At 65.4% G+C, this 26057-nt stretch carries 25 protein-coding genes; 17 read left to right on the top strand and 8 right to left on the bottom strand.

Going from position 1 to position 26057, the window contains the following annotated elements; translation table 11 throughout:
• Nucleotides 1-118 precede the first annotated feature (118 nt).
• Both JJ918_RS02890 and JJ918_RS02885 read left to right on the top strand, forming a co-directional pair.
• Nucleotides 119-835: a TetR/AcrR family transcriptional regulator gene (locus JJ918_RS02890; RefSeq protein WP_291882991.1), complete on the top strand. Its 717-nt coding sequence runs from the start codon at nt 119-121 to the stop codon at nt 833-835.
• 184 nt (nt 836-1019) lie between these two features.
• On the top strand, nt 1020-1895 hold the full coding sequence (locus JJ918_RS02885; RefSeq protein WP_291882988.1) for a universal stress protein: 876 nt from the start codon (nt 1020-1022) through the stop codon (nt 1893-1895).
• A 6-nt stretch (nt 1896-1901) separates the two neighbouring features.
• On the opposite strand, the gene JJ918_RS02880 is transcribed toward JJ918_RS02885, so the two are convergent.
• The 3 genes from JJ918_RS02880 to JJ918_RS02870 form a co-directional block, all read right to left on the bottom strand.
• Nucleotides 1902-4595 carry a GNAT family N-acetyltransferase gene (locus tag JJ918_RS02880; protein ID WP_291882986.1) on the bottom strand — a complete coding sequence of 898 codons (2694 nt, stop codon included), beginning with the start codon at nt 4593-4595 and terminating at the stop codon, nt 1902-1904.
• Nucleotides 4596-4674: 79 nt separating this feature from the next.
• A complete protein-coding gene (locus JJ918_RS02875; protein ID WP_291882985.1) occupies nt 4675-7413 on the bottom strand; it encodes a cation-transporting P-type ATPase in 2739 nt (912 codons plus the stop codon).
• Between the two features lie 75 nt (nt 7414-7488).
• The gene (locus tag JJ918_RS02870) at nt 7489-9252 is read right to left on the bottom strand and encodes an adenosylcobalamin-dependent ribonucleoside-diphosphate reductase (protein WP_291882982.1); all 1764 of its coding nucleotides are present in this window, start codon (nt 9250-9252) and stop codon (nt 7489-7491) included.
• 171 nt (nt 9253-9423) lie between these two features.
• Between JJ918_RS02870 and JJ918_RS02865 the strand changes: the two genes are divergently transcribed.
• The 10 genes from JJ918_RS02865 to JJ918_RS02820 all read left to right on the top strand — a co-directional run bounded on the left by JJ918_RS02865 (nt 9424) and on the right by JJ918_RS02820 (nt 18717).
• A complete protein-coding gene (locus JJ918_RS02865; protein ID WP_291882980.1) occupies nt 9424-9828 on the top strand; it encodes a hypothetical protein in 405 nt (134 codons plus the stop codon).
• 31 nt (nt 9829-9859) lie between these two features.
• The gene (locus tag JJ918_RS02860; protein WP_291882977.1) at nt 9860-11680 is read left to right on the top strand and encodes an alpha/beta fold hydrolase; all 1821 of its coding nucleotides are present in this window, start codon (nt 9860-9862) and stop codon (nt 11678-11680) included.
• A gap of 97 nt (nt 11681-11777) precedes the next feature.
• Nucleotides 11778-12746: a thiamine pyrophosphate-dependent dehydrogenase E1 component subunit alpha gene (locus JJ918_RS02855; protein WP_291882974.1), complete on the top strand. Its 969-nt coding sequence runs from the start codon at nt 11778-11780 to the stop codon at nt 12744-12746.
• 13 nt (nt 12747-12759) lie between these two features.
• Complete coding sequence (locus JJ918_RS02850) at nt 12760-13779, top strand: alpha-ketoacid dehydrogenase subunit beta (protein ID WP_291882972.1); 1020 nt, start codon at nt 12760-12762, stop codon at nt 13777-13779.
• Complete coding sequence (locus JJ918_RS02845; protein ID WP_291882971.1) at nt 13772-14080, top strand: biotin/lipoyl-containing protein; 309 nt, start codon at nt 13772-13774, stop codon at nt 14078-14080. Before JJ918_RS02850 ends, JJ918_RS02845 begins: the two co-directional genes overlap by 8 nt.
• Nucleotides 14081-14109: 29 nt before the next feature.
• Nucleotides 14110-14883: an SDR family NAD(P)-dependent oxidoreductase gene (locus tag JJ918_RS02840; RefSeq protein WP_291882968.1), complete on the top strand. Its 774-nt coding sequence runs from the start codon at nt 14110-14112 to the stop codon at nt 14881-14883.
• A complete protein-coding gene (locus JJ918_RS02835; RefSeq protein ID WP_291882965.1) occupies nt 14883-15632 on the top strand; it encodes a 2-oxo acid dehydrogenase subunit E2 in 750 nt (249 codons plus the stop codon). Before JJ918_RS02840 ends, JJ918_RS02835 begins: the two co-directional genes overlap by 1 nt.
• A gap of 150 nt (nt 15633-15782) precedes the next feature.
• A complete protein-coding gene (locus tag JJ918_RS02830; protein WP_291882962.1) occupies nt 15783-17309 on the top strand; it encodes a PAS domain S-box protein in 1527 nt (508 codons plus the stop codon).
• Nucleotides 17302-17919, top strand: coding sequence for a response regulator FixJ (gene fixJ, locus JJ918_RS02825; RefSeq protein ID WP_291882959.1), 618 nt, complete (start codon nt 17302-17304; stop codon nt 17917-17919). The genes JJ918_RS02830 and fixJ overlap by 8 nt, the downstream gene beginning before the upstream one ends.
• Nucleotides 17920-18036: 117 nt before the next feature.
• Nucleotides 18037-18717, top strand: a complete 681-nt coding sequence (locus tag JJ918_RS02820; protein WP_291882956.1) for a cyclic nucleotide-binding domain-containing protein — start codon at nt 18037-18039, stop codon at nt 18715-18717.
• 118 nt (nt 18718-18835) lie between these two features.
• Here JJ918_RS02820 and JJ918_RS02815 read toward each other — a convergent pair whose 3' ends face one another.
• On the bottom strand, nt 18836-19402 hold the full coding sequence (locus tag JJ918_RS02815) for an HPF/RaiA family ribosome-associated protein (protein WP_291882953.1): 567 nt from the start codon (nt 19400-19402) through the stop codon (nt 18836-18838).
• A 4-nt stretch (nt 19403-19406) separates the two neighbouring features.
• A complete protein-coding gene (locus tag JJ918_RS02810; protein ID WP_291882950.1) occupies nt 19407-19616 on the bottom strand; it encodes a dodecin family protein in 210 nt (69 codons plus the stop codon).
• A gap of 224 nt (nt 19617-19840) precedes the next feature.
• On the opposite strand from JJ918_RS02810, the gene JJ918_RS02805 reads away from it, so the two are divergent.
• The 5 genes from JJ918_RS02805 to JJ918_RS02785 all read left to right on the top strand — a co-directional run bounded on the left by JJ918_RS02805 (nt 19841) and on the right by JJ918_RS02785 (nt 22625).
• A complete protein-coding gene (locus JJ918_RS02805) occupies nt 19841-20440 on the top strand; it encodes an alpha/beta fold hydrolase (RefSeq protein WP_291882948.1) in 600 nt (199 codons plus the stop codon).
• Complete coding sequence (locus JJ918_RS02800) at nt 20440-21108, top strand: phosphoribosyltransferase (protein ID WP_291882945.1); 669 nt, start codon at nt 20440-20442, stop codon at nt 21106-21108. Before JJ918_RS02805 ends, JJ918_RS02800 begins: the two co-directional genes overlap by 1 nt.
• Before the next feature lie 360 nt (nt 21109-21468).
• A complete protein-coding gene (locus JJ918_RS02795; protein WP_291882943.1) occupies nt 21469-21903 on the top strand; it encodes a DUF2267 domain-containing protein in 435 nt (144 codons plus the stop codon).
• A gap of 38 nt (nt 21904-21941) precedes the next feature.
• Nucleotides 21942-22343 (top strand): hypothetical protein, encoded by a 402-nt coding sequence (locus JJ918_RS02790; RefSeq protein ID WP_291882940.1) that lies wholly within the window; start codon nt 21942-21944, stop codon nt 22341-22343.
• A gap of 87 nt (nt 22344-22430) precedes the next feature.
• Nucleotides 22431-22625, top strand: a complete 195-nt coding sequence (locus JJ918_RS02785; RefSeq protein WP_291882937.1) for a hypothetical protein — start codon at nt 22431-22433, stop codon at nt 22623-22625.
• Nucleotides 22626-22698: 73 nt separating this feature from the next.
• Here the strand turns inward: JJ918_RS02785 and JJ918_RS02780 are convergent, their stop codons facing one another.
• The 3 genes from JJ918_RS02780 to JJ918_RS02770 all read right to left on the bottom strand — a co-directional run bounded on the left by JJ918_RS02780 (nt 22699) and on the right by JJ918_RS02770 (nt 25781).
• Nucleotides 22699-23127: a CBS domain-containing protein gene (locus JJ918_RS02780; RefSeq protein WP_291882935.1), complete on the bottom strand. Its 429-nt coding sequence runs from the start codon at nt 23125-23127 to the stop codon at nt 22699-22701.
• Nucleotides 23128-23163: 36 nt separating this feature from the next.
• Complete coding sequence (locus tag JJ918_RS02775) at nt 23164-23664, bottom strand: Hsp20/alpha crystallin family protein (RefSeq protein ID WP_291882933.1); 501 nt, start codon at nt 23662-23664, stop codon at nt 23164-23166.
• A gap of 107 nt (nt 23665-23771) precedes the next feature.
• Entirely contained in the window at nt 23772-25781 is a 2010-nt protein-coding gene (locus JJ918_RS02770; RefSeq protein ID WP_291882930.1) for a protein-L-isoaspartate(D-aspartate) O-methyltransferase, read from the bottom strand.
• Nucleotides 25782-26057: the final 276 nt, after the last annotated feature.

The following is a 26057-nucleotide window of genomic DNA, read 5'->3' as shown; positions in this document are numbered from 1 at the left end:
CGCCGGGGGCTGACCGGGCGGCTTGGTTCGCGGCGCCCTGACCCTATATCCTGCCCGACGGGGCACGCGGAATGCACCTCTCATCCCCGCAGGATTGGAAGAAGACTGGGAAACCGACGTGGCAACAACAAGCCGGGCTGAGAGACCTCCCCGCCGTAGCCGGGCCGAACGGCGCGCTGACTCCATCCGGCAGATCCTCGATTCTGCAGAAGAACTGTTTGCCGAGCGTGGCTTTCATGGCGTCTCGCTCAAGGACATCGCCGCGCATGCCGGGGTCCATCACACGCTCGTTCACTACTATTTCGACGACAAGAACGCGTTGGTCGATGCCGTGTTCGCCCGGCGGGCACCGGTGTCCAGCAAGCGGCGTGCGGACGCGCTGGAGGCCTATGAAGAAGCCTGTGGCGGCACCCCTACCGTCGAAGGAGCGCTGCACGCTTTCCTCGACTCCGACTTCGAGCTCTATCTCGAACACCAGGAGGAATGGAAGCACGCGCTCGCCCTAGGCGCACAGGTCGCCAATACGCCCGACTGGGGGGCCGATATCATGGAAAAGCACTTCGACCCGGTGGTGCGCCGCCTAATCGAGCTGCTCAAGCGTGCGCTGCCCGGTTGCAGCGAGGCCGACCTGTTCTGGGGCTACCACTTCGTGACCGGCGCCTTCATGCTCACACTCGCGCGTACAGGCCGTATCGATGCACTGTCCGGCGGCGTGTGCCGGTCGGACGATCTGCTGGCAGCCAAACAGCGAATGGCCGAGTTCATGGCCGCCGGCTTCCACGCGATCGCAGCGCAGGGCGGCGAAGGGGCGGCATCGGATCGGTCGCTGCCGTGACCACGCCCCTGGGCGCGTTGCCGGCGCAGCCCCTTCTTGCCGGACTTGGGGCGGCCGGTGTGGGAGCATTGCTGGCTCGGCATTGTCGTTTTGGCTGCGTGATCGCTTCCCGCCATTTTTGATCAGCGTCAATGCTGCGGCTGGCGGCCGGGCCCACTCTGCTCGCATTTCAAGGAGTGGGACAATGGACATCCGCAAGATTACCATACCCTTTGTCGACGCCGGGACCTGCGAGACCGGCTTCAAGAACGCCCTGGTTCTGGCCCGGCATTTCGGGGCGCATCTCGACGTGGTCCATGCCCGGCCCCGCGTCGAGCTGCCCGGCGGGATGTATTATCCGGTTGCCGTTCCTTATCTTCAAAGCAACTACGACGCCTTGTCCGAAGCGGTTGAATCGGCGGCACGGGAACTCAAGACGCGCTTTGAAGGCCTGTGCAAGACTCACAAGCTGGATGTGGTCGAGCTGGGCGAAGTCCGGCCGGAGCAGGCGCCGACGGCGTCCTGGAGCGAGTTCGAGGCTGGCAGCGTCTACGGGCTCGGTGAGCGGGCCCGCCTTTGCGATCTCACTGTCATGGTGAGGCCCGACGCGGTCGACCGGCGTGACGAGTACGGCCTCATGGAATCTGTACTGTTCGGATCGGCGCGGCCGCTTCTCGTGTTCGGCCGTGAAACGCGAATCAAACATGTTCCCGCCACCATTGTCGTCGCCTGGAATGGCGGGCTGGAGGCCGCGCGGGCCCTGCTGGCAGCGCGGCCGCTGCTGGCCGCCGCACGCTCCGTCACCCTGCTGTCTATCGGCGAAACGGAAAAGGACCAGCTTTCGGCCGAGGCAGCGTCGGCCTATCTGCGTCTGCATGGTATTGCCGCCGAACCTCGGCAGGTTGAGCGGAGCCTGTTTGAGCGGGCCGAAGACGTGATGATGAAAGTGATCGATGCCGACGAGCCGGAGCTGGTCGTCATGGGTGCCTATTCTCACGGCCGGCTGCAGCAGACCGTGCTGGGCGGGTTCACGCGACGTCTTCTCCACGAGGCCGAATGCCCAGTATTGCTGGCACACTAGGCGCGATCATGTCTGCGTCAGATGCAGGACGACGCGCGTCAAACCCTCGCGATCGGCTACGGGTTCCGCGTGGAAGCCGAGGTTGTGCGTCAGAGCGAGCATGGCGGCATTGCCGGCGGGAACGAGGCCGAACAGTTCACCGATTCCGCGGTTGCGGGCGCAGGCAATCAGATGTGTCATCAGGCAGGTGCCGACACCGGCACCGGCCTTGTCGGGCCGAACGATCAGCGTGAATTCGGCGCGCTCACCGTCCGGATCCGCGCTCATGCGGACGATGCCATAGAGTGCGGCTGTCCCGGCCGGCCCCGGCTCGGCAAGGACAAGGCTCATCTCCCGGTCATAGTCAATTTGTGTGAAGCGCGCCGCCGCGGCATGACCGGATATTGCCACGGGACCGAACAGGCGCAGCTGGGTCTCCTCCTCGGCCAGCCGGGCAAAGGCACCGTGGAAGGCCGGCTCGTCCTCCGGCCGCACCGGGCGCAGTATGGCGGGGCCGATGCCTTCAAGTTCCACGGGCGTTTCCAGTTCAGCCGGGTAGGGCCGGATGGCCAGCCGGTCCAGCCCGCTGCCTGCCCGGTCCGCGACACGGATCCGGGCGTCCAGTGCGATCACGCCGGCGGCGTCCGCCAGCAGCGGATTGATATCGAGTTCGACAATCTGCGGATGGTCGGCGGCCAGCTGGGCGATGCGGATCAGGCTGACGGCGATGCTGTCGAGATCGGCGGCGGGCCGGTCGCGATATCCGCGCAGCAGGCGCGCGACCCGCGTGCGGCCGATCAGTTCGCGCGCCAGCTTCATGTTCAGCGGTGGCAGGCCTATGGCGCGGTCCGCCACGACTTCCACGGAGAGACCACCCTGGCCGAACAGCACGACGGGGCCGAACTGGGCGTCTTCCTTGAGGCCGAGAATGAGTTCGTGGGCACCCGGCCGTTCGATCATGGGCTGGACGGTGAAGCCGTCGATACGGGCTCCGGGGCGATGCCTGGCGACACGGTCAAGCATGGCCTGCGCCGCCGCCGTGACGGCATCAGCGCCGGTCAGGTTCAGGGCCACACCGCCGACATCGGATTTGTGCGTGATATCCCGCGACAGGATTTTCAGGGCGACAGGGATGGCGAACGCCTCGGCGCGGGCTGCAGCGTCGGCGGGCGTGCGGGCGACCGCCGTTGGCGAGACCGGGATGCCATAGGCGTCCATCACGGACTTCGCTTCCGGTTCACTGAGCCACTCACGGCCTTCGCGGATTGCGGTCGAGAGAATGGTCGCGGCGCCGTCCCGGTCGGGCCGGATGTCGCCAGGCTGTGCGGGCGGCGTCTCCATCAGGGCCTCGCGGGCGCGCTGGTCTTCGACCAAGTACATGAAAGCCTTCACTGCTTCTTCCGGCGTGGCGAAATCGGCCATACGGGACGCGGCGAAGCGCGTACGGGCCGCGCGGGCGGTCAGCTCGCCGACCCAGCTCGTCAGCACCGGCTTGTCCGGCGCCATGCGCGCGACCGTGTCGATCACGGACTCGGCGGCCTCCAGCGAGGAGGTTACGCCCGTCGGACAGTTGAGCACGAGGATGGCGTCATTGCTGTCGCTCTCCAGCAGTGTCTCGAGTGCTGCCGCATAACGCGGACCGTCGGCATCACCGATGATGTCGACCGGGTTGCCGTGCGACCAGGTTGGTGGCAGGACGCCGTCGAGCCTCTGGCGGGTGGCCGTGTCCAGAGGGGCCAGCGCGCCACCCTCGTCGATCAGCGCGTCGGTTGCCAGCACGGCGATTCCGCCGCCATTGGACAGGATCGCCAGCCGGTCGCCGGCCGGGCGCTGCCGCGTGGCAAGGATGCCGGCGGCGTGGAACAGGTCTTCCAGGGAATAGACCCGCAACAGGCCGGCCCGGCGGAAGACGGCATCATAGACCGCATCCTCGCCCGCCAGGGCTCCGGTGTGCGAAGCGGCGGCAGCGGCGCCTTCGGCATGCCGGCCCGCCTTCACCACGATCACCGGTTTCATGCGGGCCGCCGCCCGCGCGGCCGACATGAACTTGCGGGCCGAGGTGATGGCTTCGACATAGAGCAGGATGGCGTCGGTGCCCGGATCGCGGGCGAGATAGTCCAGCATGTCGCCGAAATCGACGTCGATCATGTCGCCCAGTGAGACAAGGTGGGAAAAGCCGATATCGCGCGCCGCGGCCCAGTCCACCACCGCGGTCACGATGGCGCCGGACTGGGTGGCGAAGGCCAGCCTGCCCGCGCCGGGCATAAGGTGGGAGAAGCTGGCATTCAGCCCGGCCGGCGGCACGACGATGCCCAGGCAGTTGGGACCGACGATGCGCATCAGGTGTGGCCGGGCAGCGTCCAGCACGGCCTGGCGGCGGGCCAGTCCCGCCTCGTGCCCGCCTTCGCCGAAGCCGGCCGTGACGATGACGGCCGCCCGCGTACCTCGAGCGCCCAGTTCGGCGATGATGTCCGGCACGGTGTCCGGCGGGGTGCAGATGACGGCGAGGTCGGGCGTTTCCGGCAAGGACGCAATATCGGGATAGGCCAGGACGCCGGCGATCGAGCGATACTTCGGATTGACCGGCATGACGAGGCCCGGGAATCCGCTCCGGAACAGGTTGCGGGCCGCGACCTCACCGACCGAGCCCGCACGATTGCTGGCACCGATCAGGGCCACACTCTGCGGCCGGAGGAGGGCGTCGAGATTTCGGATGCTCAATTGGGGACCTCGCCTTGTGCTGTGACAGGTGAAAACCCGGCGATAGAACCTGTCTTCAGGACGTCCGCATTGACCGGGGTCATTGTGCCACCTGTATGTGGTGACGTCGGCGTCGATGCCAAAGCAGCCATTTGACGCTCTCGGGGATCAGAAAGATCGGCGCGGATACGGCCAGGATGATGCCCCAGTCCGCAAGGGTCAGCGGCACGGTGTGAAGGATGGGCTGCAGGATCGGCGCGTGGACGGCGAGAACCTGCAGACCCAGCGTGGCAGCGACGGCGCCGATCAGGAGGCGGTTGGAGAAGAGGCCGAGCCGGGTTGCCGGCTCGTGCATGGTGCGAAAATTCATCACGTTGAACTTCTCCATCACGATCATCGCCGTGAAGGCCATGGTCTGGGCGCGCGCCGCGAGATCCGGCGTGGCGAGATAGACGGCGAACAGGCCCAGCGCGCCCAGTGCGAGATAGCCGCCCAGCGCCGTGACCTGCAGCATGGCAAGCCGGTCCAGCACGCCTTCCGACGGTCGTCGCGGTGGCTGTTCCATCAGATCGGGCTCGCCTTTTTCAACACCCAGGGCGAGAGCCGAAAGCCCGTCGGTGACGAGGTTCATCCACAGGATCTGGACCGGTAGCAGGATCATAGGTCCCCCGGCGATGAGGGCGATTGCCACGGCCAGGACCTCGCCGATATTGGACGACAGCAGGTATCGGACGAATTTCTGGATATTGGCGAATTGCCGCCGCCCTTCGCGGATGGCGGCAATGATCGAGGCGAAATTGTCGTCCAGCAGCACGATGTCCGCGACATTCTTGGCGACGTCGGTACCGCGAACGCCCATGGCGACGCCGATGTCGGCCTGTTTGAGCGCGGGTGCGTCATTCACGCCGTCGCCGGTCATCGCGACGATCTCGCCCCGGGCCTGCAGCAACCGGACGACACGCATCTTGTCTTCAGGCGTCGCGCGCGCCAGCACCGCCCCGGCCTTCAACTTCTCTGCCAGCTCGGCATCGGCCAGTTCGGCAAACTCGGAGCGCGCCAGGACCAGATTGGTCGGCAGATCAAGCTGGCTGGCAATCGCCGCAGCCGTGGGCGCCGCATCCCCGGTGATCATGATCACGCCTATTCCCGCTGAACGGGCGGTATCGACGGCGTGGCGGGCCTCGGCCCGCGGTGGATCGGAAATGCCGAAGATACCGAGCAATGTCAGCCCCGTCTCGGCCGTCTGCGAGGCTCGGGCCTCCGCATTTGCCGGCAGGTCACGGCGGGCCACGGCCAGCGTGCGCAAGCCGCGGGCCGCCATTTTGTGATAGGCGGCGAGGGTGACATGACGATCGGCATCCACGATCGGGCGAACGGTTGCGCCCTCAAGGATGTGGGTCGCAAGCGACAGCACGACTTCGGGCGCCCCTTTCATGTGGAGGCGATGCCCGCCTTCATGATTGACAATCACGCTCATGCGCTTGCGGTCGGAGTCGAAGGGAAATTCGCAAATCCGTACCGGCAGTTCGGCCGAAAGTCCGGCCTTGGCAGCGGCCACCTTGAGGGCAGCCTCGGTCGGTTCACCCGTCACACGCCATCGGCCGTCTTCATGCTCCAGGCTGGCGTGATTGCACACATTGCCGGTCTCCAGCGCTGCCATCAGGTCAGGCCGGAAGTCAGGGGCGATGACATGGCCGTCCTCGTGGAAGTGGCCGTGCGGGCGGTCGCCCGCGCCGTCGACCGAGACAGGCCCGGCGGGCAACCACACATCGGTCACGGTCATCTCGCCGCGGGTCAGCGTGCCGGTCTTGTCGGTACACACGACAGTCGCCGCGCCGAGCGCCTCGATCGCCTGAAGGCGCCGAACCAGGGCATTGTGGCGCACCATGGCCGCGGCGCCGAGCGCCAGTACGATCGTCACCACAGCCGGCAGGCCTTCCGGCACGACGGCGACAGCCAGGGAAATGGCCGTCAGGGCCATTTCGTCGAGGGGACGGCCCGCCAGCCAGCCAGCTGCAGTGATCAGGACAGACACCGCGATAGCGAACAGCGCCAGACGGCGTCCCAGACGATCGAGCTTGCGTTGCAGTGGCGTACCGGTGTCGCCGGCCGTTTGTGCCAGGGCGGCGATGCGGCCGAACTCGGTCGCCATGCCGGTCGCCACGACCACGCCCTGGCCCTGTCCCGCCACGATATCCGTGCCCATCCAGCTCATGCACGTGCGCGCGGCAAGGTGCACCTCCGGAGATGTCGGTGCGGGATGCTTGCTCACCGGCGCCGCTTCGCCGGTCAGGGCAGCCTCGTCGGCGCGCAGATCGACGGTCTCGATGAGACGGATATCCGCCGGGGTCCGGTCGCCGCGCTTCAGGCAGACGATGTCGCCGGGCACGAGGTCGCCGCGATCGATCTCCTGGCGGCGACCGTCGCGTATCACGGTGGAGGTCGGCGCCAGCATCCGGCGCAGGGCATCGAGCGCCCGCTCAGCGCGCCATTCCTGGATGAAGCCGAGGGCGGCGTTGAGCAGGATGATGGCAGCAACTGCCGCGGCATCGACACGTTCGCCGATTGCCAGGGAGATCGCAACGGCGACCACCAGGATAAGGATCAGCACGTTCTGGAACTGTCGCACCACCAGGTGGGGCCAGCCGATCCGGCGGCGATCGTCCAGGCGGTTTGTACCGTAGCGGTCGAGCCGGTCGCGGGCCGCATCACCGGAAAGGCCCTGCGGACCGGTCGTCAGCCGATCGAACACCTGTTCGACCGGCAGGGCATGCCAGTCGGGGCTGGGCGCAGGCGGGGCGGTCTCTCCGCCAAGCCTTTCGTCGACGGGCAGCTGCATGATCGGTCATCCCCCTGCGCTGGCGGCTGCAGTTATCCTATACGCCGGACACGGCAGGGCGCAGCGGCCAATTCGTCACGCCTCGATCCGGCAGCAATGCTGGTCCTCCGGTCCGTCCTCTCGGGTCAGGACTGCGCCGGTCACGGGATTGGGCCGGAATACGGTGCACCCCTTGAGACCCAGGGCGAAAGCACGTTCGTACAGGCTCGCGAAGGCCTCGCGCGTACAGTCGGCCGGAACGTTGACGGTTTTTGAGATGGCATTGTCGACATGGGGCTGCAGCGCAGCCTGCATGTCGAGATGGGCCTCAGCCGGCAGGTCGGTGGCGGTCACGAAAGCGTCGGGCACGCCGTCTTCGCGACGCACCATTCCGCGCCACACTGCCAGCGCGTAATCGGTCAGATCCAGCGAGACCGGCTCGCCCTCCGGACCGATGACACGTCGCCGGACCCGCCCGGCGAAAATCGGTTCCAGCCCGCTGGAGACATTGCCGGCCAGGAGGCTGATACTGCCGGTCGGTGCGATGGCGACAAGATGGCTGTTGCGGATGCCGTATGCGGCGATGGCATCGCGGATATCGGCAGGCAGGGCCGAGACAAAGCCGCCCGCCAGATAGGCATCGCGCTCGAAACGGGGAAAGGGGCCCTTGTCCCGGGCGAGTGCGATGGAGGCGCGATAGGCGGCGTGGCAGATGCGGCGCATGGTTTCGGCAGCCAATTGCCTGGCGGTGTCTTCACCATAATCCAGGCCCAGCATGAGAAGGGTATCGGCCAGACCGGTCATTCCCAGTCCGATGCGCCGGGTCTGTCGGGCCATTTCGGCCTGGGCGTCTAGCGGGAAGCGGGAGACGTCCAAGACGTTGTCGAGCAGGCGTACCGCGACCGGCACGGTCGCTTCGATAGCGCCGGTGTCGAGCCGGGCCCGGGGCGTAAAAGGATGTTGCACGAAGCGGGTCAGATTGATGGAGCCGAGAGCGCAGGCGCCATAGGGCGGCAGCGGTATTTCGCCGCACGGGTTGGTCGCCGTGATGCATTCGCAATAGGCCAGATTGTTGAGCCGGTTGATCCGGTCGACAAAAAGTACGCCCGGTTCGGCGGTGTCGTAGGCGGTTTCGGTGATCCTTGCCCAGAGCTCGCGGGCCCGGATCCGGCGCAGGATGTGGCACGGCCCCCGACCGGCCTTTTCGCCGGGCGCGGGGAAGACGAGCGGCCAGTCGCCGTCCGTGCGCACGGCCTCCATGAAGGTATCGGTGATCAGGACCGACAGGTTGAAATGACGCAATTGCCCGGGTTCGCGCTTGGCATCGATGAACGCCTCGATGTCGGGGTGGTCGCAGCGCAGGGTTGCCATCATGGCGCCGCGGCGGGCGCCGGCGGACAGGATGGTGACGCACACGGCATCCCATATCCGCATGAAGGAAACCGGTCCGGTTGCGATGTTTCCGGTCCGGCGTGCCGGCATGCCGCGGGGACGCAGCGGAGAGAAGTCGATCCCGATGCCGCCGCCCTGCTGCATGGTCCGGGCGCTCTCCTCCAGGGCGCGAAATATGCCCGCGACCGAGTCCTCCAGCGTGCCCATGACAAAGCAGTTGAACAGGGTGACATCGCGCCCTGTGCCTGCACCCGCCAGTATGCGGCCGCCCGGCAGGAATCGGAAATCGGACATCGCGCCGAAAAAGCGACCTGCCCATGTCTCACTGTCCTGCGTTTCCGCCGCTGCGAGGGCGTTTGCGACACGCCGCCAGCTATCGTCCGGTGCGGTCTCGGCCGGATCGGCATCGGTGTGACGATACTTGTCTTCCCAGACACGCCGGGAAATCGCGGCAGGCCAGTGGAACATGGTGGCAATTTAGCGGTCTGACAGGCCTCTCTCCAAGCGAAACCGGGCCAGCTACGTAGAATTGCGGGGTTGCGGCGAAGGGGTCCGGAACGGCTCAATAGAATACAGGGCCAATGCGTCCGCAGGCCTGTCACAGCACAGCAAAGCGCTTCCAGTCACGGAGCTTCGACCATGACAACCACAACCACGAACCAGACCGAAACCAGGACCTCGACCGGTAGAGACAAGGCACCCGCGGCCATCAAGGCCGATGGCCGGGCGGAGGCAGCTGCGGCCGCCGTCGACGAAGCCGCCTCGAACATCAAGACGGTCGTGGAAGCCGCGACCAATGGCTTCTGGCAGCGGGCGATGGCCTTCAATGGCGAAGCCGCTCGGCTCGCCAGCGTAAGGGCCGGGCACTACCGGGAGTATTTCGACGAACTGGCGTCCTGCCAGTCGCCGGTTGATGCCGGCGAGGTCGCGACACGCGCGGCGCAAACAGCCTTCCAGGATTATATGGACGAGTTCGGGCGCCTGTCCCAGATCGCCATGTCGGGACTGCCGGATGCGGGCAAGGGCGGCGCCTCCAAGCGCTGAGCCCTGCCGGCACCGGCGGGAGGGAAGCGCGATGGAAAAGACCCGGCGGGAAACGGGCCGGCCTGAGAGCGGCGCGGGCCCTGAAGCCGATGCCGATCCGGCGCCCCGCCCGGTCGGTGGGGGTGCTCTGGAGGATCCGCGCACACCTGACCGTGCAGCCCGCGCGGCCATGGCGCGCCTGACCGGGGGTGTTTCACCGTCCGCCGTTCTGGCACCCTGGGCCGACTGGGCGATCAATCTGGCCGCGGCGCCTACGCACCGCTCAGCCTTGGGGCTGAAGGCCATGGCCGATGGCTGGGCGCTGGGCAGTTATGCGCTGCAGCGTCTGGCGGGCCTGTCCGATGTCGAGCCGCCGTTTCCCGAAACGGGCAGGGATCGCCGTTTCGCCGATCCGGGCTGGCGCGACCTGCCCTTCGATCTTTACGCCCAGTCCTGGGCCGCCGCAGACAGCTGGTGGCACGCGGCGACCGGCCCCGTCCGCGGCATGCACGAACGCAATGTCCGGCGCACGGGCGTCATGGCCGATTTCGCGATGGACGCCGTGTGTCCGGCCAACAACCCAATGCTAAATCCCGCCATATGGCGCCGCACGGCGGAAACGGGCGGCCGGAATCTCTGGCAGGGCGCCGCCAATTTCCTGGAGGACATGGTCAGCGTCACCCGCGGCAAAGGACATGATCGGGCCGCCCGGGAAGCGGTCGGTCACAGCCTGGCCACGACGCCGGGAGAGGTGATCTACCGTAACGGGTTGATGGAGCTCATCCAGTACGTGCCGCAGACCGGGAGCGTGCATGCCGAACCGATCCTGATCGTGCCGGCCTGGATCATGAAATACTATATCCTCGACTTGTCGCCCGAGAACTCGCTGGTCGGCTGGCTGACCCGCCAGGGCTTCACGGTCTACATGATCTCCTGGATCAATCCGGGACCGGAGGACCGCGACCTGTCGCTCGACGACTATCGCACCTTCGGGATCATGGACGCGCTCGACACGATCGGTGCTGTCCAGCCCGGCGCGAAGGTTCATGCCTGCGGGTATTGCCTTGGCGGCACGCTGCTTGCCATCGCTGCCTCGGAAATGGCGCGGCGCCAGGACGACCGGCTTGCCACCATCACCTTGCTCGCCGCCCAGGTCGACTTTGCCGAGGCCGGCGACCTCCTGCTCTTCGTCGACGATGCACAGATCGCGTGCCTGGAAGACATGATGTGGGACCAGGGCGTGCTGGAAGGCCATCAGATGTCGGGCGCCTTCACCCTGCTGCGGGCTGACGAACTCCTCTGGTCGAAGGCGGCACGGGAGTATTTTCTCGGCGAACGCGACAAGCCCTTCGACCTGTCGATCTGGAACTCCGACCAGACCCGCATGCCGGCCCGGATGCATTCGGAATATCTGCGTGGCCTGTTCCTGGAGAACCGGCTGACGGCGGGACGGTTCGCGGTGGAGGGACGGGTAGTGGCGCTGTCCGATATCGACGCGCCGATCTTCCTGGTCGGGACCGAGAAGGACCATATCGCGCCCTGGGCTTCGGTCTACAAGCTGAATCTCTTTGCTCGGGCGCCGATCACCTTCGTGCTCACAAGCGGCGGACACAATGCGGGCATCGTCTCCGAACCGGGTCATGCCGGCCGGTCCTTCCGCATTGCGACGCGCCAGCGGGAAGACGACTATCTCAGTCCGGAGCGCTGGAAGGCGAGCGTCGAGCCGCAGGAGGGGTCTTGGTGGACGGCCTGGGCCGGATGGCTGGCCGAGCGCGGTTCACCAGGCCGTGTCGCCCCGCCCCGGATGGGCGCGCCGGAGCAGGGCTATGCGCCCCTCAAGCCGGCCCCGGGCAGCTATGTCCAGATGAGCTGATAGCGGTTTCCCGCCACCGACTTGACGAATGTCAAAGCGTGCAGCGGTCCTGCCCTTCAGGATCGCTCCGATACCAAGCTGTCGGGGAGATCCGGTCATGAGACTAGAGCGTGAAGACCTGTTGCGCGCCTATCGCCGCATGTGCACCATCCGGGAGTTCGAGGAGCGGGTGCACCGGGAGTTCGCGAGCGGCGGCATTCCCGGCTTCGTACACCTGTATGCCGGCGAGGAAACCGCGGCCGTGGCCGTGTGCGAAAATCTGCAGCCGGGAGACCAGATCACCTCGACCCATCGCGGCCATGGTCATTCCATCGCCAAGGATTGCGATGTGACGGCCATGATGAAGGAGATCTTCGGCCGTGCGGACGGGCTATGCCATGGCAAGGGCGGCTCGATGCATATCGCCGATATCTCCAAGGGCATGCTGGGCGCCAATGGCATTGTCGGCGGCGGTCCGCCGCTGGCCTGCGGCGCGGCGCTGTCGGCACGCGTGCTCGACAATGGCGGGGTGGCTGTCGCCTTCTTCGGCGATGGTGCCTTCAACCAGGGCACGACGCTGGAATCGCTGAACTTCGCCCGGGTCTACGACCTGCCGGTTCTTTTTGTGCTGGAAGACAATGGCTATGCCGAGAGCACGTCGAGCGACTGGTCGATCGGCGGCAACGATCCGGTCCGCCGTGCCGAAGGCTTCGGCATCAAGGGCGAGAAGGTGGACGGGCATGATTTCTTCGCCGTCTACCGCGCCGCACAGGAAGCACTGGAAGCAATCCGCAATGGCGCCGGACCGCGCTTCATCCACATCGAATTCACCCGCTACTACGGACATTTCGAGGGCGATGCCATGACCTATCGTCCGCCCGGCGAGGTGGAGGAGGAGCGCAGCTTCCTGGATTGCCTGGCTTTCTTCCGGGCCCGCACCACCCAGGGCGGCCAGCTCGACACTGCCGAACTCGACGCCATCGATGTCGAGGTGCGCGCATTGGTCGAGAATGCGGTGGCCCAGGCCAGGGCGGCTCCGCCGCCCGCGCCGGAAACCCTGACGACCCACGTCTACGCCGCCTATTGAGGGGAGAAATGCGATGTCCGTGAAATCCTTCCGCCAGGCCATCAATGAGGCCCTGCGCGACGAAATGCACCGCGATCCCAAGGTCGTGCTTCTGGGCGAGGATATCGCCGGAGGCATGGGCGCGCGCGGTGCCCAGGATGCCTGGGGCGGCGTGCTCGGCGCCACCAAGGGCCTGCTCAACGAATTCGGCCGCGGCCGGGTGTTCGACACGCCGATCAGCGAAAGCGCCTTCATCGGTGCGGCCGGCGGCGCGGCTGTAACCGGCCTGCGGCCTGTGGCCCAGCTGATGTTCGTCGACTTTTTTGGCGTGTGCGGCGACCAGATCTTCAACCAGATCGCCAAGTTCCGCTACATGTTCGGCGGCACGGCGAAGACCCCGGTGGTGATCCGTACCCTGTGCGGGGCCGGCGTGCGGGCTGCAAGTCAGCACAGCCAGATGCTCTACCCGGTTTTCACGCACTTTCCGGGCCTGAAAGTGGCCGTTCCGTCTTCCCCTTACGAGGCGAAAGGGCTTCTGACCCAGGCTATCCGCGACGACGATCCGGTGATCTTCTTCGAACACAAGGCGATGTTCGACGACACCGGGGAGGTGCCGGACAAGCCCTACGCGATTCCCTTCGGTGAGGCCCGTATCGTCTGCGAGGGCGGGGACGTCACGCTGGTAGCCCTGGGCCGCATGGTCGGGTTCGCGAAGACGGCCGCCGACCGGCTCGCCAAGGACGGTATCCAGTGTACCGTGATCGATCCGCGCACCACTTCGCCGCTGGATACCGGGACGATACTGGCGAGCGTGCGCAGCACCGGCCGGCTGGTCGTCATCGACGAGGCGCATCCGCGCTGCGGCATGGCGGCCGACATCGCCAGCCTCGTCGCCGAAGAGGCATTCAACAGTCTCACGGCGCCCATCCGCAAGGTCACGCCGCCGCATTGCCCCGTCCCCTTCGCCCCGGAACTCGAGGACGCCTACATCCCCGGTCCGGACGATATCGAGCAGGCGGTGCGCGCGATTGTCAAAGAGCGGGCCGATGCCTGAGGGGCTGGTACCGATCACCCTGCCCAAGCTGGGGCTGACCATGGAAACCGGCTCGGTCAGCCGCTGGCTCCGCAAGGAGGGCGAGACGGTGAGGACGGGCGAACACCTGTTCGACGTCGAGACATCAAAGAGCGCGAATGAGTGCGAGGCGCCGGCCGGCGGCGTGCTGTCGCGGATTGTCGTCGGGACCGGGGTCGAACTCCCCGTCGGAGCCCTGATCGGGGTGATTGTGACGGGCAAGGCATCGGAGGCCGACGTGTCGGCTTTCATCAAGAACTATCAACCGCAGAAGAAGGCGTGACAGCGCCGGCGACAGGAAAGGACAGGCCGATGAAACTGAGCGGGAAGACAGCACTGATCACGGGAGGCAGTCGCGGTATCGGGCGCGGCATCGCCCTGGAACTTGCCCGCGAGGGTGCGGATATTGCCATTGCCGATGCCCGGCTGGGAACGGATGCCCAGAAAACCCTGTCGGACATACAAGCGTTGGGGCGTGAAGCGGTCGAGATCGAGGCGGATGTCTCGAAGGCCGACCAGGTCGCCTTCATGATCGACCGGACTATCGAAGCGCTCGGTGCGGTCGACATTCTCGTCAACAATGCCGGCGTGCTCAGCGCGGCTCCGGTCGAGGAACTCGAGGAGGCCGAGTGGGACCGGATCATGGCGGTCAATGCCAAGGGCCCCTTCCTGTGTTCCAAGGCCGTCATCCCGCACATGAAGGCCTGCGGCGACGGGCGGATCATCAATGTCGCCTCGATCGCCGGCAAGAACGGCTTCACGACGCTGGCGCACTATTGCGCGTCCAAGTTCGCCGTGGTCGGTTTCACCAACACGCTGGCCAAGGAACTTGCCCGCGACGGCATCACGGTGAACGCGATCTGCCCCGGCATCGTGCGCACCTGGATGTGGGACTATCTCTCCGAGGAGTGGCGTGCGCCGCAGGAGGGGGTCGAGGACTCCTGGGCCCGGCATATCGACACGATTATCCCCCAGGGCATCGCCCAGACGCCGCAGGACATGGGCCAGCTGGCCGTCTTTTTTGCGACGGCACCGCATGTCACGGGCCAGGCGTTCAATGTGGACGGCGGTGTCGAGCTGCACTGATGGCCCAGCCGGACACGCCCTCATCCGCCGTCGAGACGGAGGCCGCGCTCTTTGGCGCGGTCGACCGCGCCCCCCTCACGCCGGTGCGCCGCGTCGTGGCAGAACGCATGGCGGCAAGCTGGCGTGACATCCCGCAGGTCACCCAGTTCGACGAGATCGATCTGGAGCCGCTCGAACGTCTCCGGCAACGCTTGGCAGACGAGGCGGGCGAAGCCGGAGTGAGACTGACCTGGCTGCCCTTCATACTCAAGGCCTGCGCCCGGACGCTGGTTTCGCACCCGGCTCTCAATGCGGCCTTCGATGCGCAGGCCGGGGCGCTGATCCTCAAACGGTATGTGAATCTGGGCGTCGCCGTGGATACGCCCGCCGGCCTCATGCGACCGGTGATCAAGGGTGTGGCGGATCTGGGCTGGCTGGACATCGCCCGGCGGCTTGCAGCCTTGTCCGGGGCCGCGCGCGATGGACGGCTGCCCTTTTCAGACATGGAAGGCGCGTCCTTTTCCGTCACCAGCCTTGGCCGGATCGGCGGGACCGGGTTCACGCCTCTCGTCTTTCCGCCGGAAACAGCCATTCTGGGTATTGCGCGGGCGTCTCGCCGGATCGTGCCCGAGGCCGGGGGGATCGCGTCGTGTCTGCGTCTGCCTCTCGCGCTGACCTATGACCATCGTGCTGTCGACGGGGCTGGCGCAGGCCGCTTCCTGACGGAACTGGCAGCCTGCCTGGAGCAACCCGAGCCGCTCGCTGCCTGAAGAGTTTTGCCATACTTGGCCTTTACCGTGCAATCTGTTGCAATTGGACCGCTGGGTTGTTCCTGATCTAGGATGATGTCCGACAAGACGGGCTCGCGGATGCTCCGGACACCGGCCCCGCGGCAAAACGGGCCGGGGCAACGGGCAAAAATGGTCAGCAACATTCCCTCTTTCCTGCAGCGCGAGCCAGTCGATCCTCGCGAACTGGGGGATGCAGCGAGGCGATGCGGCATTCTCGCGCTTGATGTGGCCGGCCGGATCACAGGCGTCAGCATGCCCTTCGAGCGCATTACCGGATGGTCCCCGGCCGAGATTGTCGGCCGGCGCGCCTCGCTCCTCTACCCGCCCGATACATCGGCGGACGCCCGGCTGGACGCGCATCTCTCGGATGCTGCCAAGGTGGGCTATCACGAGGACCATGGCGACCGGATGACACGGGATGGCAACCGGTTCCTTGCGACCGTCATGACCATGCCCGTACGAAAGGCCGATGGCGGGCTGAACGGCTTCGTCAAACTGGTCTGTGACCGGGCGGATATCGATGCGGCCGTCGATGTGCTGCGTCTGCGCGAAGCGCATCTCAGCGCCGTCGTCGAGGCGGTACCCGCGGCCGTGGTCACGATCGATGAGAGCGGCATCATCCGCGCCTTTTCCAGGAATGCGGAACGCCAGTTCGGCTATGCCGCAAACGAGGTCGTCGGGCTCAATGTGTCGATCCTGATGCCGGCGCCCTATCGCGAAGAACATGATGGCTATCTCGCCCGCTACCTCGCAACGGGCGAGAAACGGGTCATCGGTATCGGGCGGGTGGTGACGGGCGAGCGAAAGGATGGCGGGACCTTTCCCATGGAGCTCAATATCGGGGAAACGAGAGCCGGCGAGCAGCGCTATTTTACCGGTTTCATCCGTGATCTTACCGAGCGCAGGAAGGCGGAGGTCCGCATGCAGGAGCTCCAGTCCGAGCTGACCCACATTTCGCGACTGACCGCCCTGGGCGAAATGGCGTCGAGCCTCGCACACGAGCTGAACCAGCCGCTGGCGGCGGTCACCAACTATCTCAAGGGATGTCGGCGGCTGATAGAGCAGGGGGATGCCACGGACACCGCGGTCCTGGTGCAGGCCCTCGACCGGGCGGCCGACCAGGCCATGCGTGCCGGCCAGATCGTGAACCGGCTGCGTGAATTCGTGGCGCATGGCGAAAGCGAGCGCCGGGTCGAGCGGGTCGGCAAGCTGGTGGAGGAAGCGGGAGCCCTCGCGCTCGTCGGCGCGCAGGACCAGGGCGTCCAGGTGCGGTTCGATCTCGATCCGCGCGCCAGCCATGTCCTGGCCGACCGGATCCAGATCCAGCAAGTCCTGCTCAATCTGATGCGCAATGCGCTGGAGGCGATGGAAGGCAGCGAGCGCAGGGCGCTCACCGTGTCCACACGGTTGCGCGCCGACGAGTACATCGAATTCCGGGTCAGCGACACGGGGCCGGGATTGAGCGAATACATCGCGTCGAAACTCTTCCAGCCTTTCGTTACCTCCAAACCCCATGGCATGGGCGTAGGATTGTCGATTTGCCGCACGATTGTAGAAGCGCATGGAGGCCGTATCTGGGTTGAGCCCAATACGGGGGGCGGTACAGTGTTCGTGTTCACGCTAGGAACTATAGACCCGGAGGGTCGCGATGAGTGACCGGCAACGCGTTCATGTCATTGATGACGATGAAGCGATGCGGGATTCGCTGGCCTTTCTGCTGGGCGCTGCGTCGCTGGACGTGACCGGGCACGCGTCCGCGGAAGGCTTTCTGGAGGAGCTGCCCGACACGCCTCCGGGTTGTGTGGTCACCGATGCCCGCATGCCCGGCCTGTCCGGCATCGACTTGCTGCTTCGCTTGCAGGAGATCGACGACACCTTGCCGGTTATTGTGATCACGGGGCATTCCGATGTTCCGATGGCCGTCAAGGCGCTCAAGGCCGGTGCCTTCGATTTTATCGAAAAGCCCTTCGACGACAGCAAGATGATCCAGACTGTGCGCGATGCACTGGCCTACCGTAGCGATGCGGAGCGCCGCAAGCACAGTCGTGAGGCCGCCGCCGGGCTGATCGAGGCGCTCACAGCCCGCGAGCGGCAGGTGTTCGACGGCCTGGTTGCCGGGCGGCCCAACAAGGTGATTGCTCACGATCTGGGCATAAGCGCCCGTACGGTCGAGATCTACCGGGCCAATGTGATGAGCAAGCTGGATGCGTCCAGCCTCTCCGATGTTGTCCGTATCGCCTTCGTCGCGCGCGGTCCGGACCTCTGACGCCGCTCGCGTGACCGGATCCGGATTACGCAATTTCCCTTAGGGACAATATCCGAATATCGCCCCGACAGGGTGCGCGCTAGGGATGAGGCCTGTCCTGTCAATTCGGGGGTTGCCATGCTGAATGCCACTCTTCCGACGGACACACGGCATTGTGCCGTGTCCGGATTGCCCTGGATCGCTGCCGAGGCGAGGGGTCCCCTTGCCAAGCTGTTCGAGAACGACGGAGCAACGGCGCGCTTCCGGGCCAATGACGAGATCTTCGCCGAGGAAGAGGCCGCGGATGCGGTCTACCGGGTGACCGAAGGTGTCGTACGCATCTGCAAGTTCACCGAGGATGGCCGCCGCCAGATCGGCGAATTCCACTTTTCCGGTGACGTATTCGGACTGGAATACGGCTCGCGTCGTTCCGCGTGCGCCGAAGCGGTTACCGATTGCCGGGTCAGCATCGTCGGCCGGGCGCAGCTGCTCGCCAGAGCGCGGAGGGATGGCGAGCTGGCAAATGCGCTGTGGCGATCATCCTGTGACGCGCTGCACCGTATGCATGAGCAGCTATTCCTGCTGGGCCGGGCCAATGCCGCCGACCGGGTTCTCGCCTTCTTCCGCATGACCGCCGATCGTCTCAACAGCCGGGGCGTGGTGGAGATCCCGATGTCCCGCCAGGATATCGCCGATCATCTTGGCCTGAATATCGAGACCGTGTCCCGCACGATTACCCAGTTGCGCAGTGAAGGCGCGATCCGGCTGGAGGGGGCCCGGCGCGTGTGCCTCGGCGCACATGACAGGCTCTTCGCCTGAGCCCGCAAGTATTGCAAAGGTCTGTGAACGGTCCCTTCAAGCCCTCGCCCGTTCGCATGACAAGCCCCGGCCGCAAGGGCCGGGGCTTTCCATTTGAGGCCGACAGCTGGGCCGGCATTCAGCGCAGGGCGTGCTTGCCCAGGGGTTTCACGGTACTGGCCTGGGGGCCCTCATCGCCGCGTTCTTCGTGAAACACGACGCGCTCGCCAGGGGCCAGGTCATCGATGTCCATGCCGAGCAGGCTGTTGGCATGAAAATAGATCCGGCGGCCGTCCACCGACTCGAGAAAGCCGAATTCTCCGGACCCGTCGATGGCGATGACGGTGCCGATGGGCGGGTGCTCGCGATCGCCGGCATGGGGGCGCATCTGTTGCGCCTTGGCCTGCAGCTGCCGGCGGGCGCGCTTGAAGGCGTCATTGATCGCGAAGGCCAGTTGTCCGTGGCGCTCGTCGGGCGTCGGTGTGCGGCTTACCTCGACCGAGCGGCCTTCGGGGAGGTCCAGGTGGATGCGCACCTCGTAGAGCCCGCCTGTGGCGTGATGGCCGCCGGGCGCGCGCACGACGATCCGACCGGCCGTTATCCGTCCGAAGCGGGTTTCCAGTTCGGCCATGCGCTCGGCGATGACATCCTGCCATTTCGGCTCGGCGGCCATGCCCTGGAAATCGACCTGAAGCGGCGTTTCCACGATCTCAGTCCCGGCCGTCGAGGACAAAGCTGATCTTGGCGTTCACCCGGAAACTCGAAATGGCATCGTCCTCGACGGTTGCCTCGAAGTTCTCGATATAGATCGACTTCACATTCCGCACGCTGGACACGGCCTCGGCAACAGCCTGCCGGGCGGCGTCTTCCCAGCCTTCGGACGACTCCGCAAGAACCTCGATTACCTTGAGCATGGCCATGGCGGTTACTCCTTTCATGCTGCGAACCCGGACAGCATCGGCGCCGGACGAAGGTCCGGCATTGACGCACGTCAATGCCGATTGCCGCCCGAACGGGTTTCGTGTCGACGAAGGAGGCAGACCTCATGATTGCGCCAACCCTGTCCGCCACGGACGCAGAAGGTCCCGCGCATCGTCGTGTTGATGTCAGCATTCCGCCGCTGGACTTGCCGGGGATATTGCGGATGCCCGAAACGGCGACCGGGCTGATCATCTTCGCTCATGGCAGCGGATCCAGCCGTTTCAGTCCACGCAACAATTACGTGGCCGAAGCCCTTGGCCGTGCCGGCTTTGCCACCTTGCTGTTCGATCTCCTGTCGCCCGGTGAGGAGGCGGACCGGCGCAATGTCTTCGACATCCCGGTTCTGGCCCGTCGCGTCTGTCATGCCATCGACTGGGCTGTCGCTGCGGTGCCGATGGCCGGGCTGCCGATCGGCCTGTTCGGGGCCAGCACGGGCAGTGCGGCTGCACTGACCGCGGCGGCCGAGCGCCCTGATGCCGTGGCCGCGATCGTGTCGCGTGGCGGACGCCCCGATCTCGCGATGGCGGTACTGGACAAGGTCCAGGCCCCGACCCTGCTTCTCGTCGGCAGCCGCGACGGCGAAGTGCTCCGGCTCAACCAGATGGCCCACGCCCGGCTCCGGGAGCCCAAGCGGTTGCAGGTCATTCCGGGTGCCTCGCACCTGTTTTCCGAACCCGGCACGCTGGACATGGTCATCAATGCGGCGACCGTCTGGTTCCGGCGTTTCTGCACAAGACCTCAAGACCGGAAAGGATCTGGCTGATGGTATTTCGCGATCGCAACGAGGCCGGGCGCCTGCTCGCCCTGGCCCTGAAGGATTATCGGGATCAGAAAATTGTCGTTCTTGCTCTGCCGCGTGGTGGTGTCCCGGTTGCCGCAGAAGTGGCCCGGCATCTCGATGCGCCGCTGGATCTGCTGCTGGTGCGCAAGATCGGCGTTCCGGGGCATGCCGAGCTGGCAATGGGGGCGGTGATCGATGGCGTTCATCCGATCGCCGTGCGCAACGAGGATGTGATCCGCTTTGCTCGCGTAACGCCGGCCGACTTCAGCCGCGCCTACAACAAGGCGCTCGATGAACTCGAGCGGCGCAGACAGCGTTATCTGGCGGGACAAACGCCCGTTCCGGTGACGGGGCGCACGGTCATCCTTGTCGATGACGGTATCGCTACGGGCGCAACGACAAGGGCTGCCATCAGGGGGATCCGCCAGCGCAACCCGGCGGCCATCGTGCTGGCGACGCCGGTTGCCCCGCCCGAGACGGTCGAGGCCCTGCGTCCACTTGTCGACGATATTGTCTGCCTTGATCAGCCAGCGTTCCTCCGGGCGCTCAGCCTTCACTATGCCGACTTCCACCAGGTCAGTGATGATGAGGTCGCTGGATTGCTGGCGGCTGCGCGGGCCCGGACAGATACCTCCGAGCGCGCGGGTTGAAACGCCGGACAAAAAGAGGCCGCCGAACTGCGAGGTCCGGCGGCCTTTTCAACCAACCACAGGGTCCAAATGTGGGCGAACGATGCCCGCGGCGGCGGTTTTCAACTCGAGAGTCTCCTCCTGAGCGACCAACGCGCCTGACCGCGGGCCCGTTCGTACCGGTTCTGCGGCGGGCCGGTCCGTCGCTTCGGTCCGATCCGCGCCTGGCGACGTTTCACGGCCTTGCTTCTCCGGTCTCACCTCCCCGGTACGACATGATCATCTCACCACAGCCTGAAGCGCGCGGCATTGACCTGCATCAATGCCCGGTGGCCGACGGAAGTCGAAATTGACGGATGAACATCTGCCATGGAGCGATACATGAGCCATCCTACGTTCGATCACACCCTGCAGGAAGGAAACCTCTGGCTCAAAGCGGTCGCCGGCGAATTGCACATGGACGAGATGCGGCATGCCTACTCCGCTCTGCGTGCCACGCTACATGCCCTGCGCGATCGTTTGCCGCCGGAGCGGGCGGTGCATTTCGGCGCGCAGCTGCCCATGCTGATCCGGGGGCTGTTCTTCGAGGGGTGGCGCCTGGCGGGCAAGCCGACGGGCGAACGCTCCATCGATTCTTTCTGCGAGCATGTCGGTCATGAATTGCCGCCGCACTTTCCCATGGATGCGCAGACAGTCGCACGAGGTGTTTTCGCCACGCTTGCCACAAGGGTTGATGCCGGTGAGATCGGCAAAGTGATCGACCATCTGCCGGTCCCGTTGCGCGCGTTGTGGCCTGAAGTGGCGCGCCGTATCTGAACGCGTATCGGTCGCTTCGGGAGCAGGGAGGCTGGCCGATGGAGATGAGCGATCTGTCCTGCCGGGCGGAATCTCTGTCGATCCCGCTTCAGGAATTGTGCTATAGGTTTTCTAAAGCTCGGGAGGCTGGCGCCAAGGACGTCGGCATAGCTCCCAAGTCCGGTCCCGCTCCGGCTGATGACATGATGACATTGGCCACCAAGGGCGGCATCCATGCATGTCTCTTTAAAGAGCTGACTGCTTTCATCGAAAACTTGTTGGCCGACGCACGGCCGGACTTCTGCATCCTGGCCCGACCGGGCCGTGAGGACCGTCCGGTCAAGACGTTGCCCATGCCGTGCGTGGATGCTGCGACGGCTTGGAAAGCGCGCTTCGTGACCTATCTTTCCGGGCGTCCGTGTCCGGCCTGCTGCCAGTGTGGCGAACGCAGTTACCTGTAGCAGCCCGCTATCTGCTCCGGATTCTGGACTGGTATGGGGTTCGGGATAGAAACCGTATCTTTATTATGGATTATGGAAATATATTGTATGTGGCGTGAAATCGGGACGGCTCCGGACGATCGGGACATCGAGCTCGCGGTGATTGATGGAGGGGAGGCGCATCCGCTTGTCTTTCCGTGCCGCCGCGGCAGTGCCGGCTGGCACGATGCATCGACCGGCCAGCGCATCGATGTCGATCCGACCCATTGGCGTGAATGGGGCGGCGAAGGCGGTGGGGAGTAGCGGAATATGAACCCATGAAACGAGAGGCGGGACCGGTCCCGCCTCCCGGGCGACTTCTCGGGCGAAGCGAAGTCTAGGCTACCAGGTCGCCGTGGCGGGAAACCGTGCTCAGGACCTCTCCCGACACCGCGTGTGACATGCGCTGGGCGATGTCGCCGAGGGCGACCACGCCGACGATCGTGTGATTGTCATCGATGACCGGAAGGCGGCGGATCCGGTATTTCTCCATCTTGCGAACGACATCATTCACATCGTCATCTTCCTGGCAGCAGACCGGTCTGTCGCTCATGAAGTCGCCGACGGTTTGTTCCGTGGCCGGCCGGTTGTCGGCAACTGCCCGGATGACGATGTCCCGGTCAGTGAGAATTCCCACGAGACGCTTGCCGTCGACGACGGGAACAAAGCCGATATTGGCATCGCGCATCAGGTGGGCCGCCCGTGTCAGCGACGCGCCGGTCTGGATGGTCGTCGCATTGGGCGTCATGATATCCTTGACCTGCATGGTGTACCTCCTTTCTAGGAGTTCGGTGCTTTCCGGTCAGCTGGTGTGGATCTCGATTTTCTTGCGGGTCTGCTTGGCCTGGGGCGCCTTGGGCAGGTGAATCCGGAGCACCCCGTCCTTGAGGTCAGCCTTGATCTTGGCAGGATCGACTTCGTCGGGCAGGCGGACGGAGCGGGAGAATTCACCATGTCCGCGTTCGGCCCGGTAATAATTCCTGTCCTTCTTTTCCTCTTTCCATTCGCGCTTGCCGGAGACGGTGAGACGGTCTCCAGCTAGGTCGATCTCGATCTCTTCCCGCTTGAGGCCGGGCACGTCCAGCGCGACCTCCACGGCATCGTCGCTCTCGCAGACATCCATGTCGGCAAAAAAGGCTTCGGTCCCGTCGCCATTCGTCAGCGGCAATTGCGTGTTGGCGAAGAGATCGCCGAAGACGCGGTCCACTTCATCGTGAATCCGGCGCATTTCAGCGGGCCAGAGTCGCGATTCCGCATTCTGGCGGCGCAGGCTGAGCGGGTTCAGGAGGGATTGCATTCTCATGGTCTCATACCTCTCTTCCAGTAGCCGGCCGGAGGCCGGTAGCAGCGTTGGCAAGGATATGATGGCCGGTCCGGCCCGGCGTTGACCTTTGTCAATTGCCAGCCGCCCTACAGGCCGAAGGGGTAGGTGTCGGGCAGGCCCTCGCGCGCGCGGGTGTCCAGCGGCCGGATCGGGCTCGTTTCGTCGATCCAGACATATTCATCGAACTGGCGCGTCAGATCGGCTTCGAAATAGTGGCTGAACCGTTCGCTTTCCGGCCGGTAGATGACGCCGATCGCGCGTTCCAGCCGCGGTGACGACAAGCGTTCGCGAACAACAGCCTTGCCCTTGCGCAAGGGCAGAAGCAGGCAGGGCTGATTGCTCAGGTGAAAGAGGCGTTCATAACTCTGTGGGTGTGCCGGACGGATCGTCTTGTATTGTAGCGGGCCGTCCCAGTCGCTTGCCGCAGCGACCCGGCCGTGATCGGTACCGAAACCGATCGAATAGACTTTCGACCCCCATCTTGCCCGGGCGAGGCGCCCGATATTGAATTCGCCGCGGGCCGACATCTCCGTCGCAGCCGAGTCCCCGAGATGGGAGTTGTGAGCCCACACGATCCCGCGGGAGCGCGGACCGTAGTGGTCCAGGAGGCTTTCCAGCGTTTCGAACATATGGGTGTCGCGCAGATTCCAGGACGCGCGCGATCCGTAATACATCGTGCGGTAATAGCGCTCGGCGCTTGCGACCAGCCGCGCATTGCGCTCGGCGTCGAAAAAGGCGCCTTCTGCCATCGCCTGCCATGCGCTGCGGCTGCGCAGGAGGTCGACCAGGACGTTCAGCACATCCTGCTCGCAATCCCGGTAGGCGCCCGTGAGGGCCGCATGGCCGTAAGCGGCCGGGTCTGTTTCCCATGGCGTCAGGCAGGCATAGCGCTGCCGCGCAACGGCGGCGATATCGGGGCCGACCGTGTCGAGGTGATTGAGGACCTGCTGGGCCGAGAGATAGAGCGAATAGAGATCGAGACCGTGAAAGCCGGCCCGGCGATCCGGCTCTCTTTCCTTGTTCCAGCTGTGCAGCCAGTCGGCAAAATCGCGGGTTTCTTCATTGCGCCACATCCAGGTCGGGAAACGGGCGAAGGCGGTCCACTCGGCCGGCACGGCCTCCTTGTGGCGGACATAGTGATCGATCCGGGCCGCATCCGGCCAGTCAGCCTCGGCGGCCACGAAGTCAAACCCGCGCTCTGCGATGAGCGCCCGGCTGATGCGCGCCCGCAAGGCATAGAATTCATGCGTGCCATGTGTGGCCTCGCCGATCAGGACAACCCGTGCGTCGCCGATGCGGTCGAGCAGGGGCCGGATGTCGATCGCCTCCGGTGCTGCCGCGGTCTCGCCATGGGCCGCGATCACGCTCACCGTCGACAGGTCGGTCACGGGGCGCCGTTCGATGAGGCGCGGCGACCAGGACGGCGAGGTGTCCGGGGAGGGCGGCTCCTCCCTTTCGTCCGCGCCGCCCAATGGCGCCACATAGCGAATATCGGCAATATCCTCCCGGATGAAGCTGTCCTCTCCGGTCCGGGTTATGCGGACCAGTTCCTGACCGGCCGGGGTCGCGCCCACCGGTGCGACGAGCCGCCCGCCGGGTGCGAGCTGGCTCAGCAGGGCCTGCGGGATATCGGCGACGGTCATGGAGACCAGGATTGCGTCGAACGGGGCCCGGCGCGGCCAGCCCTTGCGTCCATCGCCGCAATGCACATCGATATTGGTTATACCCAACTGGTGGAAGACCGTCCTGCAATGATCGGCCAGCGCATCGATCCGCTCCACCACCGAGACATGCCGGCAAAGATCGGCAAGGACGGCAGCGGTGTAGCCTGATCCGCCGCCGACTTCGAGCGCGGTTTCGTCTTCGGACAAATCCAGTGCTTCCGCCATGAAGGCGACAAGCCTGGGCGGGGTGGCGGTCTGTCCATGGCCGATGGGAAGCGGAATATCCTCATAGGCGATCGCGGCGTCCGACGGCGCGAGGAAGCGTTCGCGCGGCAGACGCATCATGGCCGCGAGCACCCGGGGATCGCGCACGCCGCGACTGCGGACCTGCCGTTCTACCATCGCAGCGCGCTGCTTTTCATACCCGCTCATCGCTCGCTCCTGCTCTGCGGCAGCAGTATTGCAGCGCCGGCCCCGCAAGGGTTTGACCTGCGTCAACGGCCTTTCGGACGGCAAGGCCGAACCGCGCACTTTAGCCATGTCCGCCGGTCGCGACCGCTTCGAGACCCGTCCGCCATTGTCTGACAGTGCAGCCATTTCGCTCAGACCGAAGCGGGCTAGTATGGAGAGCTGGCAGCTCAATCGCGCTTGGTTCGCGGTATGTGAAATTCGCCCTCGCCACCGGGCGTGATCGGCAAGTCACCCGCG

The sequence above is a fragment of the Maricaulis sp. genome (genome assembly GCF_017642925.1).
GTDB lineage: Bacteria > Pseudomonadota > Alphaproteobacteria > Caulobacterales > Maricaulaceae > Maricaulis.
The sequence above is the reverse complement of the archived record's forward strand: the minus strand, read 5'-3'. Positions and strand labels throughout refer to the sequence as shown.

Bases quoted from the DNA above. Each gene is read 5' to 3' on its own strand.
- JJ918_RS02885 (WP_291882988.1), top strand. From the start codon at position 1,020: ATGGACATCCGCAAGATTACCATACCCTTTGTCGACGCCGGGACCTGC.
- JJ918_RS02875 (WP_291882985.1), bottom strand. From the start codon at position 7,413: ATGCAGCTGCCCGTCGACGAAAGGCTTGGCGGAGAGACCGCCCCGCCT.
- JJ918_RS02870 (WP_291882982.1), bottom strand. From the start codon at position 9,252: ATGTTCCACTGGCCTGCCGCGATTTCCCGGCGTGTCTGGGAAGACAAG.
- JJ918_RS02865 (WP_291882980.1), top strand. From the start codon at position 9,424: ATGACAACCACAACCACGAACCAGACCGAAACCAGGACCTCGACCGGT.
- JJ918_RS02860 (WP_291882977.1), top strand. From the start codon at position 9,860: ATGGAAAAGACCCGGCGGGAAACGGGCCGGCCTGAGAGCGGCGCGGGC.
- JJ918_RS02855 (WP_291882974.1), top strand. From the start codon at position 11,778: ATGAGACTAGAGCGTGAAGACCTGTTGCGCGCCTATCGCCGCATGTGC.
- JJ918_RS02850 (WP_291882972.1), top strand. From the start codon at position 12,760: ATGTCCGTGAAATCCTTCCGCCAGGCCATCAATGAGGCCCTGCGCGAC.
- JJ918_RS02845 (WP_291882971.1), top strand. From the start codon at position 13,772: ATGCCTGAGGGGCTGGTACCGATCACCCTGCCCAAGCTGGGGCTGACC.
- JJ918_RS02840 (WP_291882968.1), top strand. From the start codon at position 14,110: ATGAAACTGAGCGGGAAGACAGCACTGATCACGGGAGGCAGTCGCGGT.
- JJ918_RS02835 (WP_291882965.1), top strand. From the start codon at position 14,883: ATGGCCCAGCCGGACACGCCCTCATCCGCCGTCGAGACGGAGGCCGCG.
- JJ918_RS02830 (WP_291882962.1), top strand. From the start codon at position 15,783: ATGGTCAGCAACATTCCCTCTTTCCTGCAGCGCGAGCCAGTCGATCCT.
- fixJ (WP_291882959.1), top strand. From the start codon at position 17,302: ATGAGTGACCGGCAACGCGTTCATGTCATTGATGACGATGAAGCGATG.
- JJ918_RS02820 (WP_291882956.1), top strand. From the start codon at position 18,037: ATGCTGAATGCCACTCTTCCGACGGACACACGGCATTGTGCCGTGTCC.
- JJ918_RS02810 (WP_291882950.1), bottom strand. From the start codon at position 19,616: ATGGCCATGCTCAAGGTAATCGAGGTTCTTGCGGAGTCGTCCGAAGGC.
- JJ918_RS02805 (WP_291882948.1), top strand. From the start codon at position 19,841: ATGCCCGAAACGGCGACCGGGCTGATCATCTTCGCTCATGGCAGCGGA.
- JJ918_RS02800 (WP_291882945.1), top strand. From the start codon at position 20,440: ATGGTATTTCGCGATCGCAACGAGGCCGGGCGCCTGCTCGCCCTGGCC.
- JJ918_RS02795 (WP_291882943.1), top strand. From the start codon at position 21,469: ATGAGCCATCCTACGTTCGATCACACCCTGCAGGAAGGAAACCTCTGG.
- JJ918_RS02790 (WP_291882940.1), top strand. From the start codon at position 21,942: ATGGAGATGAGCGATCTGTCCTGCCGGGCGGAATCTCTGTCGATCCCG.
- JJ918_RS02785 (WP_291882937.1), top strand. From the start codon at position 22,431: ATGTGGCGTGAAATCGGGACGGCTCCGGACGATCGGGACATCGAGCTC.
- JJ918_RS02780 (WP_291882935.1), bottom strand. From the start codon at position 23,127: ATGCAGGTCAAGGATATCATGACGCCCAATGCGACGACCATCCAGACC.
- JJ918_RS02775 (WP_291882933.1), bottom strand. From the start codon at position 23,664: ATGAGAATGCAATCCCTCCTGAACCCGCTCAGCCTGCGCCGCCAGAAT.
- JJ918_RS02770 (WP_291882930.1), bottom strand. From the start codon at position 25,781: ATGAGCGGGTATGAAAAGCAGCGCGCTGCGATGGTAGAACGGCAGGTC.